Origin of the sequence: Arthrobacter oryzae, from assembly GCF_037911235.1 — a bacterium.
Classification (GTDB): Bacteria; Actinomycetota; Actinomycetes; order Actinomycetales; family Micrococcaceae; genus Arthrobacter; species Arthrobacter oryzae_E.
Window position 1 is genome coordinate 1 of the sequence record NZ_JBBLYW010000061.1, and the last position, 12,354, is coordinate 12,354.

Here is a 12,354-nt window from a genome sequence, read left to right on the forward strand (position 1 = left end):
TACGACGGCGGGAGTCAGTTGTGGTTGAGCTCGTCGGAGATCGCCTGTGCTGCTTCGCGCAGGAGCGGGACGGCGCGTTCCGCGAAGGACTGGTCCACACGGGACACCGGCCCGGACACCGAGATGGCGGTGGGCGTCGGGGCGTTCGGGACGGCCATGGCAAAGCAGCGGACGCCGATCTCCTGCTCTTCCTCATCGATGGAGTAGCCGCGTTCACGGATCAGCTTCAGGTCCAGAAGGAGGGAGTCGATGTCGCCGATGCTCTTGGGCGTAGGCGTGGGCATGCCGCTCCGCTGGACGATCCCGCGGACGGTCTCGTCATCCAGCTGGGCCAGGATCGCCTTGCCGACGCCGGTGGCGTGGGTGTGCGCGCGGCGGCCCACCTCGGTAAACATGCGCATGGAATGCAAGGACGGAACCTGGGCCACGTAGATGACCATGTCCGAATCCAGCACGGCCATGTTGGACGTCTCCCCCAGCCGGTCCACAAGGGACTTGAGCTGCGGCCGGGCCAGTGCCCCGAGCTGCTTGTTGGCGCCTTCGCCAAGCCGGATGAGCCTCGGGCCGAGGGCGTACCGCCGGTTCGGGAGCTGGCGGATGTAGCCCAGCGTGACCAGGGTGCGCAGCAGGCGGTGGATGGTGGGGAGCGGCAAATCGGTGGAGGATGACAGCTCGCTGAGCGTGACGTCTCCGCCGGCATCAGTGATCAGTTCCAAAAGTTCGAAGACGCGCTCAACGGACTGCACGCCTCCCGGGGCTTTTTCAGCCATAACCGTGGTCTCCTGCGGTATTGATTCCGACAACTCTTATCCACATCGTGAAAAAAATTGCTTAGAAGACCCAAGATACAGCACGCATCGTTCCCCGTCGATGTACAGCCCGGGCTTGTGCTTCCACCAAGTAGATAATAATATCCATAATACGAAAACATTTGATTGAGCACTACGCCCTGATGCACCCAGCGTCCGGGCCCGACCTGGAGGAACATTCAATGGCGAACCCGAGCCCCGGAAATTCGATCACCCTGCGCGTGGAAGCGCCGTCCAGCTTCACCGCGACGAGCGAGTTGGCCGCCGCCGTCGGAGCTGCCGGAGCCGCCATCACCGCCCTCGACGTGACCGAATCCCACCACGAGACCCTGGTTGTGGACGTCACCTGCAACACCACCGACGACGAGCACGCCTCCCGCGTCAAGGACGCCCTGAACGCGCTCGACGGCGTCACGGTCCAGCACGTCTCCGACCGCACCTTCCTGATGCATCTCGGCGGCAAGCTCGAGGTGGTCCCCAAGGTCGCCCTGCGCAACCGCGACGATCTCTCCCGCGCCTACACCCCCGGCGTCGCCCGCGTCTGCCTGGCCATCGCGGAGGACCCGGCAGCGGCCCGCAACCTGACGGTCAAGCGGAACACCATCGCCGTCGTCACGGACGGCTCCGCCGTCCTGGGCCTGGGCAACATCGGCCCGGCCGCCGCCCTTCCGGTGATGGAAGGCAAGGCCGCCCTGTTTAAGCAGTTCGCCAACGTGGACGCCTGGCCGGTCTGCCTTGACACCCAGGACACCGAGGAAATCATCAAGATCGTCAAGGCCCTCGCCCCGGTGTACGGCGGAGTGAACCTTGAGGACATCGCCGCACCGCGCTGCTTCGAGATCGAAAACCGCCTCCGCGAGGAGCTGGACATCCCGGTCTTCCACGATGACCAGCACGGCACGGCGATCGTCACCCTGGCCGCTCTCGTCAACGCCCTGCGCGTGGTGGGCAAGAAGCTCTCCGAGGTCCGCATCGTGGTGTCCGGCGTCGGCGCCGCAGGCTCGGCCATCATCCAGCTCCTCAAGGCCCAGGGTGCGCAGCACATCATCGCCGCCGGCCGCTCCGGCGCCATCCACTCCGGCGAGGAATACGGCGACGAACACCGCAGCTGGATCGCGGCCAACACCAACGAGGAAGGCTTCTCCGGAACCCTGCACGAGGCACTCGTCGGGGCGGACGTCTTCATCGGCGTCAGCGCCCCGCACGTGATCGGCGAGGAGCAGGTGGCAGCAATGGCCCCGGATGCGATCGTTTTCGCCATGGCCAACCCCACGCCGGAAATCGACCCGGTGGTAGCGTCGAAACATGCGGCAGTGGTGGCTACGGGGCGCAGTGACTTCCCCAACCAGATCAACAACGTCCTGGCATTCCCAGGGTTCTTCCGCGGGCTGCTCGACGCCGGCGCCTCGGACATCACGCCGGACATGCTGGTGGCCGCAGCGGAAGCCATCGCCAACCGCGTGGCCGATGACGAACTCAACGCCAGCTACATCATCCCCAGCGTCTTCGACCCGCACGTTGCCGCGGACGTGGCCACTGCTGTTGCCAACGCAGCTCATGCCGCCGGAGCGGCGCGCGCTCCCAAAGCAGCCGCCGCAGCCAAGGCAAACCTAGAACCCGCCAACGCCTGATACGCAGCCTAGAAAGGACCCGGACAATGGCTCTCTCAGTCACAGACCCGCAGCCGATTGCACGAGCAGAGGAAATCCTCACGCCGAAGGCACTGGCCTTCGTGGAGGAGCTCCACAAGCGGTTTGCGGGCACCCGCGCCGAACTCCTCAAAGCCCGCGTGGCCAAGCGCGAGCAGGTAGCCCGGACCGGAAAGCTTGATTTCCTGCCGGAAACCAAGGATGTCCGCGAGGGCGACTGGAAGGTTGCGCCGGCCCCTGCCGCCCTGCAGGACCGCCGCGTGGAAATGACCGGCCCCGCCTCGCCGGCCAAGATGGCCATCAACGCCCTCAACTCCGGCGCCAAGGTGTGGCTGGCCGACCTCGAGGACGCCAGCACGCCCACCTGGGCGAACGTCGTAGACGCCATCCTGAACCTCCGCGACGCCGCCGCGGGAACCCTGAGCTACACCTCCCCGGAGGGCAAGGAATACCGGCTCCGCACCGATGCCCCGCTCGCCGTCGTCGTGGCACGCCCCCGCGGCTGGCACATGGACGAACGCCACCTCCTGCTCGACGGCGAACACACCGTCGGTGCGCTGGTGGACTTCGGCCTGCACTTCTTCCACACGGCCAAGCAGCTCCTCCTCAACGGCCACGGCCCGTACTACTACCTGCCCAAGATGGAGAGCCACCTCGAGGCGCGGCTCTGGAACGAGGTGTTCGTCTTCGCACAGGATTTCCTGGGCATTCCGCAGGGCACCATCAAGGCCACCGTGCTGATCGAGACCATCCCGGCAGCGTTCGAGATGGACGAGATCCTGTACGAGCTCCGCGACCACGCCGCCGGACTGAACGCCGGCCGCTGGGACTACCTGTTCAGCATCATCAAGTATTTCCGTGACGCCGGAGCGGATTTTGTGCTGCCGGACCGCGCCACGGTGGCCATGACTGCACCGTTCATGCGCGCCTACACTGAGCTGCTGGTCAAGACGTGCCACCACCGCGGCGCCTTTGCCATGGGCGGGATGGCTGCCGTCATCCCCAACCGCCGCGAACCCGAGGTCACCGCCCAGGCGTTCGAGAAGGTCCGCGCCGACAAGACGCGCGAGGCCAACGACGGTTTTGACGGCTCCTGGGTTGCGCATCCGGACCTGGTGCCGGTGTGCCAGGAAGTGTTCGATTCCGTCCTGGGCGAGCGGCCCAATCAGCTGGACAAGCAGCGTCCCGAGGTCAGCGTCACGGCGGACCAGCTGCTGGACATCGCCTCGGCCGACGGCAAGGTCACTGAGGCCGGGCTGCGCCTGAACCTCTATGTTGCGGTCGCCTACACGGCCGTGTGGATCTCGGGCAACGGTGCGGTGGCCATCCACAACCTGATGGAGGACGCCGCCACCGCCGAGATCTCGCGTTCGCAGGTCTGGCAGCAGATCCGCAACGCCGTGGTCCTGGCCGACACCGGCAACACAGTCACGCGTGAACTGGTCAGCACCATCCTGGCCGAGGAAACGGACAAGCTCCGCGGTGAAGTGGGCGAGGAAACCTTCGCGAAGTACTACCAGCCTGCGAGCGAACTGATCGCGGACATCTGCCTTTCCGAGGACTACACCGACTTCCTCACCACCCCGGCCTACGAACTGGTGGGCTGAGGCATGGCGGTACCCTCAGGTTCCCTGAGCGCTGCCGATCTGGCGCAGATCGACCGCCAGTTGGCTGACACCGACCGGCTGCTGGAGCGAAACTACCCGGGCGACGACGGCACCCGCCAGCCCGTACATACCGTGTATGTACCGGCGGACCGTTTCACGCCGTCGTTCTCCGCTGAGTGGGGCGCCCAGGCGCTGGCCGCGGCGGATGCCCACGGCGGCCTGACCCGGCTGGGCCACCTGCTGGGCCAGGACGCCGAGCTGGCCGGGGCCGTGGCGGCCCGGGTCCAGGCGAAACTGGAAAGCGAACCGATCGAGGACCTGCGCCTGGACTTCGAGGACGGCTTCGGGGACAGGGGCGACGACGCCGAGGACGCCGCCGCTGCTGCCGCGGCTTCCGCCGTGGCTGCCGCAGCCGCGGCAGGCACCGCTCCCCCGTTCATCGGCATCCGCTTCAAGTGCTTCGAGGCGGCCACCCGGGCCCGCGGCCTGCGCACGCTGGACCTGTTTGTCTCCGGCCTCGCCTCGGCGGGTGAACTCCCGCAGGGCCTGATCCTCACGCTGCCCAAAGTCACCACCGTGGCGCAGGTGCAGGCAATGGACTTTGCCGTCTCCCGGCTGGAGGAAGCGCACTCGCTGCCCGCCGGCCGGCTGCGGTTCGAGGTGCAGGTGGAAACGCCGCAGCTGATCCTCGGCCCGGAGGGAACGTCGCCCGTGGCCCAGCTGCCGCACGCCGTGCCCGGGCGGATCAGCGGCCTGCATTACGGCACCTACGACTACTCCGCCTCGCTGCAGATCTCGGCGGAGTACCAGTCCATGGAGCACCCGGTGGCGGACTTCGCCAAGGAAGTCATGCAGCTGGCAGTGGCGGGAACCGGCATCCGGCTTTCGGACGGCTCCACGAACATCATCCCGGTGGGCGACAACGTGGAAGACGCCTGGCGCCTGCACGGCCGGCTGGTGCGGCGTTCCCTGGAGCGCGGCTACTACCAGGGCTGGGACCTGCACCCGGCCCAGCTGCCCAGCCGGTTCGCCTCCACCTACGCGTTCTACCGCCAGGGGCTGCCCGCCGCTGCGGCCCGGCTTCGGAACTATGTGGAACGCACCGAGGGCGGTGTCATGGACGAGCCCGCCACGGCGCGCGCGCTGGCCGCTTTCGTGCTGCGCGGCGTCCAGTGCGGAGCCGTCGGCGCCGAAGACGTCCAGGCGCTTGCCGGCGTCGGAATCCCCCAACTGACCGGACTGGCCCACCCGCGGCTGGCCCACTCCACTTCGAAATAAGGATCCAATGATGGGAAAGTATTACTACCCCCAGGGCGGCCTGCCGCCGCAGACCCACCTCACCACGGAACGGGCCATCGTCACGGAGGCCTACACGGTCATCCCCAAGGGCGTCATGACCGACATCGTGACCAGCACCCTTCCGGGTTTCTCCAATACCCGCGCCTGGATCCTGGCCCGCCCGATTTCCGGGTTTGCCACCACGTTTTCGCAGCTGATCGTGGAGATAGGACCGGGCGGCGGCGCTCCCAGAGCCGAGTTTGAGCCCGGCGTCGAAGGCGTTGTCTTCGTCACCAAGGGCAAGGTCAACCTGACCCTCGACGGCGAACTGCACCAGCTTGAGGAGGGCGGCTACGCCTACCTGGCCGCCGGTGCCACCTGGGGACTGGAGAACGTCTCGGATGACATTGTCTCCTTCCAATGGATCCGCAAGGCCTACGAGCGGCTTGAGGGTTACGAGGCAAAGTCCTTCGTCACCAGTGATGCCGAGGTGGAACCCACCGCGATGCCGGATACCGACGGCGCCTGGAAGACCACCCGCTTCACGGATTCCAGCGACCTGGCCCACGACATGCAGGTGAACATCGTGACGTTCCAGCCGGGCGGGGTCATCCCGTTCCCGGAGACCCACGTCATGGAGCACGGCCTGTACGTCCTCGAGGGCAAGGCCATGTACCTGCTCAACAACGACTGGGTTGAGGTGGAGGCCGGCGACTTCATGTGGCTGCGCGCCTTCTGCCCGCAGGCCTGCTACGCCGGCGGCCCGGGCCAGTTCCGTTACTTGCTGTACAAGGACATGAACCGCCAGATACGGCTCACCTAGGCCTGACCTTCCCCACCCCAACTGACTGGCAGTTAACGTCGCCAAAACGCGGTTTCGCAACGTTAATTGCGAGTCAGTTGGGGGTTAACGGGACTTTGACCGGGTTCCGACGGCGGCATTCGCTAGCTATTGACGCGTCTGAACGTCCTGAGGAACATGAGTTCCGTGGCCATGGTTCGCAGATTGCCGTTCCGGACGGCAGCCGCGGCAACCGCAGCCGTGCTGGTCGCCGCACTGGGCGCCTGCACTGCGGCCCCGGAACCGCCGGAGGAGCCTTCGTCGATCGCCCGGCTGGCGGAAGCGCTGGAGGAGTTCGGCAACGTAATGCTCGACGACGGCGCCCCCGCCGTCCTGATCCAGGCCAAAGTGCGGGGTGAAGAATGGGCGCGCGCCTCCGGTGTCAGGAGCCTGGATGACCGGGAGCCGGTGGAGACCGACGATCAGGTCCACATTGCCGGCGTGACCGAATCCTTCGTGGCAGTATCCGTGCTCAAACTCGCCGCCGAAGGCAAACTGGGGCTCGTGGACCCCGTCAGCAAGCATCTCCCGGACTTCGAGGGCATCATGCACCCGCCCGGGCCGGTCACGGTCCGGCAGCTGCTGCAGCACCGGTCAGGGATGCCGGACTACGTCGTCCCGCTCCTTCAGCAGGGCAGCCTGCGCGATGTGCTGTCCACGGGCCGGAGCCACCGCGAACGCCTTGCCTTGGCAGCGACCCAGCGGTGGGAGCGCAGGCTGGCACAGGGTTTTGAATACTCCAATTCGAACTACATCGTGCTGGGCATGATCGTTGAACGGCTGCGCGGCCGTCCGATCGGCGAGGTGCTGCGGTCTGACATCATTGAGCCGCTCGGCCTCCAAGGCACCTCGATGACCGAGCCCGGTCCGGCCCCGCCCTCGCTGGTCCACGGCTACGTCACCAGCTTCGGTGAACGCCTGGACGTCAGCTACCCTGCGTTTCATGCAGGAGACCCTGCCGGCGGGCTGGTGTCCACCGTCGGCGATCTGAACATTTTCTTCGCGGCACTCCTTCAGGGCCGGCTGATCCCCCGGGCCTTGGTCACGGAAATGCAGGACCCGCCCTACGCGCAGTACGGTCTGGGCATCCGGCGATGGAACGATACCTGTACCAACAACTTCTACTACGGCCATGCCGGCCAGAACGCCGGGTACGGCACCATTTCAATGTCGAGCGCTGACGGAGCCCGGCAGGCATCGTTTGCCCTCGCCTATCCGCCGCAGCCCTTCAGCGCCACCGGCAACGGCATCGTGGACGACCTCACCGACGTCGTCGAGGAAGCCCTCAACGCAAGCTGCTAGGACCGCCGCCGGCCCATGCGGCGCGGTGCCCTTCTGGCCGCCGCACGGGCGACGTAAAGTAAAGCATGCCCACCACAGCCGGCGAACTCCTGACCAATTACCTGGCACAGCAGATCGCCGGGCTGAAGCAGCAGGAACCCCTGGTCCGGCAGGATGAGCCGGACTCGGTCCACCAGATGCGGATGTCCGCCCGCCGCCTGCGTTCGGTGCTTGCCACGGGGAAGAAACTCTTCGACGACGCCGCCGCCCCCGCCGCCGGAGCAAGCGTGCCGGAAGTGCGGGAAGAGCTGAAATGGCTCTCCGGAGCCCTGGGCTCGGCCCGGGACCCCGAGGTGATCCACCAGCGGCTCCGGGACCTCCTGGCCGAGGAACCTGACGCGCTGGTCTTTGGTCCCGCCGGGCTGGCCATCGACAGGGAACTGGAGGCCGCCTCCGCCGACGGCCGCAAAGCCGCGCTGGAGGCCCTCGACTCGGACCGCTATGCCCGACTCCTCTCTCATCTCCAGGAGCTCGTGACGGTGGCACCGCTGACCGAACGGGCCGCCCGCCCGCCCCGCAAAACCATGCGGAAGCTGGTGGCCAAGGACGCCGCAAGGGTGCGGCGCGCCGTCGCTGACCTGGAGGGGGCCACGGACGGCCCCAGGCACGGCAGCCCGGCCCGTGATGCAGGGCTGCATGAAGTCCGGAAGGCAGCCAAGCGCCTGCGCTATGCAGCGGAGGCAGCCGAGCCGGTGGCGGGAAAGAAAGCTGCAAAGACGGCCAAACGGGCCCACGAACTGCAACAGATCCTCGGACTCCACCAGGACAGCGTGGTGGCAAGGACGCTGCTGGCGGACCTGGGCGGCCGGACCGCGGGCACCGGCCGGCCCGCCAGCAGCAGCGGCGGAAGCAGTGACGCGAGCGGCTTCACGTACGGCCGTCTCCACGCCAGGGAGGAAGCCCTTGCCGCAAGCGCCGAAGCCGAGTTCTGGAAAGCCTGGAAGAAATTTTCCCGCCACCAGCCCGGCGGCTAAGGCTGCAGCACCACCTTGATGCAGCCATCCTCTTTCTTCTGGAATTTCTCGTACATCGCGGGGGCTTCATCCAGCCCAACCCGGTGCGTCACCAGGTCCATGACCCCCAGGGGATCCGCTTCGTCCTCCACCAGCGGCAGGAGCACGTCGGTCCAGTTCCGGACGTTGCACTGGCCCATCCGGAGCTGGATCTGCTTGTCGAACATCGACAGCAGCGGCATCGGACTCGCCTGGCCGCCGTAGACGCCGCTGAGCGAAACCGTGCCTCCCCGGCGGACGGCATCGAGGGACGTGTGGAGTGCCGCGAGCCGGTCCACGCCGGCGGTTTCCATGGCTTTTTGCGCCAGTTTGTCCGGCAGGAGTCCCAACGCCTGGTGCGCAAAGGCCGCGACCGGCGAACCGTGAGCCTCCATGCCGACGGCGTCAATCACCGAGTCGGGGCCGCGCCCCTGGGTCGCCTCCCGGAGTTCATCGGCAACGGCTTTGGCGTAGTCCATCGTTTCGACGCCGTGGCGTTCGGCCATCGCCCTCCGCTCGGGCACGGGATCAACCCCGATCACACGCAGGCCAAGGTGCTTTCCGATGCGTGTGGCGAACTGACCCACTGGTCCCAGACCGAACACTGCCAAGGTGCCGCCTTCCGGGGTATCCGCGTATTTCACGCCCTGCCAGGCAGTGGGCAGGATGTCCGAGAGGAACAGGTAGCGTTCGTCCGGCAGCTCCGTTCCCACCTTGACGGGGCCATAGTCGGCGTGCGGAACCCGGAGGTATTCCGCCTGGCCACCTGGAACAGACCCGTACAGCTCAGAGAACCCGAACAGCGACGCCCCGGAGCCCTTTTCCCTGACCTGGGTGGTTTCACATTGCGACTGCAGTCCCCGGGAGCACATGAAGCAGTGGCCGCAGGAGATGTTGAAAGGGATCACTACCCGGTCACCCTTGGAGAGGCTGGTTACCGAACTCCCCACTTCCTCCACGATGCCCATGGGCTCATGGCCCAGTACATCCCCTTTGTGCATGTAGGGGCCGAGGACCTCGTAGAGGTGCAGGTCCGATCCGCAGATTGCCGTCGAAGTGATGCGGATGATCGCGTCGGTAGGCTCCTGGATGGTGGGATCGGGGACGTTCTCCACGCTGACGGAGCGTTTGCCTTGCCACGTTAGTGCCTTCATGGTGCGCCTTTCAGTCAGATTGCTTAGGTGAAGGTCAGCAAGCTTACTACCTACCCGAACAAAAACTAAGCACACTGAGTAAATCTCTTGCGTGCCGGCGTCGGGGACCATAGCGTTGAACCATCCGAGCACCGAGGAAAGGCAACGACATGACGCTGTATCAACCAGAGCCGGTAGAAATCTCAACACGCATGCGTCCCGGAGAGTGGACGGAATCCAGCCTTGAAGAACTGGTCACGTCGTACCGCGCCAAACTGATGAAAATGGGAGCCGGGCCCACCGACGTCATCACCGAAGTTGAGCGGGACGACGACGGATCAGTTAGCGTCGCGGTCTCCTGGAACAAGGGCGCCATCGCGGACGCCTGAGGTTTCCCCGGTCACTAGGAGCTCCCGGCGAGCCTGCCGATCGCACTGTCCCGCAGGTTCGCCAGGAGCTCCCTGGGGCTTCCGTAGATTTCGACGGCGCCGGCCGCCAGCAGTTCAGCGGCGGAGGTGCCGCCGCATGTGAGCCCGATGGTGGGGATGCCAAGACCGCCGGCCGCGTAGACATCCCAGACAGCATCGCCTACGTAGACGACGTCTTCCGGACGCAGCCCGACAGCATCCAGTGCCGCCTGCAAGATGTCCGGCGCCGGTTTCCCCGCCTTGGCATCGTGGGCGCTGGTTGCGGCATGGATAAAGGCATCCGCCCGCAACGTTGAACGCAGCACGTCAAGGTCCTGCTTCCGGGCAGACGACGCCAGCGCTACGGCAAAGCCGCTCTCATAGCACTGGGCCAGCAGGTCCCTGGCTCCGTCGAGCGGACGGAGGGCGGGCCAGAAAGTGGCAAAAACCGCGCCGTGGGAGGACTTGATGGCGGCGTCGCCCGATTTGTCGCGGCCTGCCGGCAACAGGTGGTCCAGTAGCTCCGTGCCGCCCATGCCCACGGACCGATGGATGGCCGCCATGGGGACGTCCAGCCCCGCCTCCCGGAACGCCTGCCACCACGCGAGGGTATGCAGGTAGCAGGAATCAACCAGCGTCCCGTCGACGTCGAAGAGGACGCCGCGCTTCCGGCCGCCCGGCCCGTTAGGAGACATGGCAGGCCGGAGGGTTAGTAATGTGTGCGGGCACGCTTGAGCCCCGTGGCCCCTGTGGGGCGCCCGGACCCCAGAACGCCAATGTTCTTCGGCGCCTTGACGTGCTGCCTCACGGGCGGCTGCTTCAGGGGCTCCGAATCCTGGCTTTCACTGAGGTCCCGGATCAGCCCGGTTCCTGCGATTTCCCTGGCCTTGGTCACGCCGGCGGCCGCGGCACGCTTCGTGGGGAAAGTTACTGAGATGGCCATCAGGTTTCCGCTTCCGTCGATGAGCTTGACGCGGTATCCGCCGTCGGGCGCATCAACCAGCTCGAAGTGTCCAGCCACTGCTATACCTCCGCTTCAACCCCAATCTGAGGTATTAGTAAGTATACTTACCTGTGCGGGTTACGGAAGTCCTGGGGGCTTTTCAGGCACTGACCACCGAAAGCACGTTGCCGGCCGGGTCCTTGAACCAGGCGATGGCCATGCCGTTGTCCTTCATGATCCCCTTGGCATCGGTGGGCATCCCGGGGTCATCGTAGATCTTGGTCTGGACACCCATGCCGTTCAGCTCGTCCACGGTCCGCTCAACGTCCTCGGCGACAAAGTTGAGCACCGTGAATGTCGCCGCTTCATGGTCATCCTTGGGGTAGATCATGACCCGGGAACCTGATGGCACGGCCCAGAGTGCCACAAGCCGGAACCCTTTGCGAGGGGTTTCGGGTTGCTATGAGGCAGCCACCGTCCGGCGAAGAACCTGGCGCTGGCGGCCCAGTCCATCAGCCTCCAACTCCAGCACGTCGCCATCCCTCAGGTAGGGAAAGCGTCCCGAGAGGGCCACTCCCTCGGGAGTGCCTGTCAGGATGACATCGCCGGCCTCCAGCACCATGAACTGGCTCAGGTGATGAACCACGGCCGGGACGTCGAATATAAGGTCCGCCGTGGACGAGTCCTGGCGCAGTTCCCCGTTCACCCAGGTCCGCAGCCGCAGGGCCGAGGGATCCAGGTCGGCGGCCGGGACGAACCACGGACCCAGTGGCGTGGAGGCGGGGAGCGACTTTCCCTTGACCCACTGACCCGCCGCGCCTGGCAGCTGGTAATCCCGCTCCGACAGGTCGTTGGCCAGCACATAGCCGGCAACACAGTCCGCGGCTTCGTCCGCCGACGCCAGGTAGGAGGCGCGCCTTCCGATCACCACGGCCAGCTCAACTTCCCAGTCGTACTTGCCGGACGACGGCGGAATGGGAGCCTCGTCGAACGGGCCGGCCACCGTGGTGCTTGGCTTCAGGAACACCACCGGAACCTCCGGGATGGCTGCACCCGACTCGGCAGCATGGCCTGCGTAGTTCAGGCCGATTCCCACGACGGCGCCCGGACGGGCCAGGGGGGCACCCACGCGGAGCGCGCCGGCGTCGGGGATCTCGGCCAGGTTCCCTGCCGCAAGGGCATCGCGGACCCGGGCGATGCCGCCGCCTTCAAGGAAGGTTCCGTCAATGTCGGCCGCGATGCCGGCGAGGGAATACCACTTGCCGTTGGACTCAGGCCCGCCGGGCTGAACGGCCGGCTGTTCCCTGCCTGGATCTCCGAGACGCGCAAATTTCACCGGTCCACACTCCTTCGT

General features: G+C 66.2%; 13 protein-coding genes. 7 read left to right on the forward strand and 6 right to left on the reverse strand.

Features of this window, described 5'->3' with window-relative positions; translation table 11 throughout:
* Positions 1 to 14: 14 nt before the first annotated feature.
* Complete coding sequence (locus WMN78_RS16075; RefSeq protein WP_340534731.1) at positions 15 to 770, reverse strand: IclR family transcriptional regulator; 756 nt, start codon at positions 768 to 770, stop codon at positions 15 to 17.
* Between the two features lie 221 nt (positions 771 to 991).
* Here WMN78_RS16075 and WMN78_RS16080 point away from each other — a divergent pair, with 221 nt between their 5' ends.
* From WMN78_RS16080 to WMN78_RS16105, 6 genes are all read left to right on the forward strand, one after another.
* On the forward strand, positions 992 to 2,440 hold the full coding sequence (locus WMN78_RS16080; protein ID WP_340534732.1) for an NAD-dependent malic enzyme: 1,449 nt from the start codon (positions 992 to 994) through the stop codon (positions 2,438 to 2,440).
* Positions 2,441 to 2,466: 26 nt separating this feature from the next.
* Complete coding sequence (gene aceB, locus WMN78_RS16085) at positions 2,467 to 4,065, forward strand: malate synthase A (RefSeq protein WP_340534733.1); 1,599 nt, start codon at positions 2,467 to 2,469, stop codon at positions 4,063 to 4,065.
* A gap of 3 nt (positions 4,066 to 4,068) precedes the next feature.
* Positions 4,069 to 5,343, forward strand: a complete 1,275-nt coding sequence (locus tag WMN78_RS16090; RefSeq protein WP_340534734.1) for a DUF6986 family protein — start codon at positions 4,069 to 4,071, stop codon at positions 5,341 to 5,343.
* Positions 5,344 to 5,353: 10 nt separating this feature from the next.
* On the forward strand, positions 5,354 to 6,166 hold the full coding sequence (locus tag WMN78_RS16095) for a bifunctional allantoicase/(S)-ureidoglycine aminohydrolase (protein WP_340534735.1): 813 nt from the start codon (positions 5,354 to 5,356) through the stop codon (positions 6,164 to 6,166).
* A gap of 171 nt (positions 6,167 to 6,337) precedes the next feature.
* Complete coding sequence (locus WMN78_RS16100; protein ID WP_340534736.1) at positions 6,338 to 7,486, forward strand: serine hydrolase domain-containing protein; 1,149 nt, start codon at positions 6,338 to 6,340, stop codon at positions 7,484 to 7,486.
* Between the two features lie 65 nt (positions 7,487 to 7,551).
* Positions 7,552 to 8,499, forward strand: a complete 948-nt coding sequence (locus WMN78_RS16105; protein WP_340534737.1) for a CHAD domain-containing protein — start codon at positions 7,552 to 7,554, stop codon at positions 8,497 to 8,499.
* On the opposite strand, the gene WMN78_RS16110 is transcribed toward WMN78_RS16105, so the two are convergent.
* Entirely contained in the window at positions 8,496 to 9,671 is a 1,176-nt protein-coding gene (locus tag WMN78_RS16110) for a zinc-dependent alcohol dehydrogenase (RefSeq protein WP_340534738.1), read from the reverse strand. The two genes, WMN78_RS16105 and WMN78_RS16110, sit on opposite strands and share 4 nt — an antisense overlap.
* A gap of 149 nt (positions 9,672 to 9,820) precedes the next feature.
* Between WMN78_RS16110 and WMN78_RS16115 the strand changes: the two genes are divergently transcribed.
* Positions 9,821 to 10,039, forward strand: coding sequence for a hypothetical protein (locus tag WMN78_RS16115; protein WP_340534739.1), 219 nt, complete (start codon positions 9,821 to 9,823; stop codon positions 10,037 to 10,039).
* A 14-nt stretch (positions 10,040 to 10,053) separates the two neighbouring features.
* Here the strand turns inward: WMN78_RS16115 and WMN78_RS16120 are convergent, their stop codons facing one another.
* The 4 genes from WMN78_RS16120 to WMN78_RS16135 all read right to left on the reverse strand — a co-directional run bounded on the left by WMN78_RS16120 (position 10,054) and on the right by WMN78_RS16135 (position 12,336).
* Entirely contained in the window at positions 10,054 to 10,752 is a 699-nt protein-coding gene (locus WMN78_RS16120; RefSeq protein WP_340534740.1) for an HAD family hydrolase, read from the reverse strand.
* A 14-nt stretch (positions 10,753 to 10,766) separates the two neighbouring features.
* On the reverse strand, positions 10,767 to 11,078 hold the full coding sequence (locus WMN78_RS16125) for a hypothetical protein (protein WP_317783436.1): 312 nt from the start codon (positions 11,076 to 11,078) through the stop codon (positions 10,767 to 10,769).
* 82 nt (positions 11,079 to 11,160) lie between these two features.
* Entirely contained in the window at positions 11,161 to 11,391 is a 231-nt protein-coding gene (locus WMN78_RS16130; protein ID WP_340534741.1) for a hypothetical protein, read from the reverse strand.
* Positions 11,392 to 11,460: 69 nt separating this feature from the next.
* Complete coding sequence (locus WMN78_RS16135) at positions 11,461 to 12,336, reverse strand: fumarylacetoacetate hydrolase family protein (RefSeq protein WP_340534742.1); 876 nt, start codon at positions 12,334 to 12,336, stop codon at positions 11,461 to 11,463.
* Between the last annotated feature and the right edge of the window lie 18 nt (positions 12,337 to 12,354).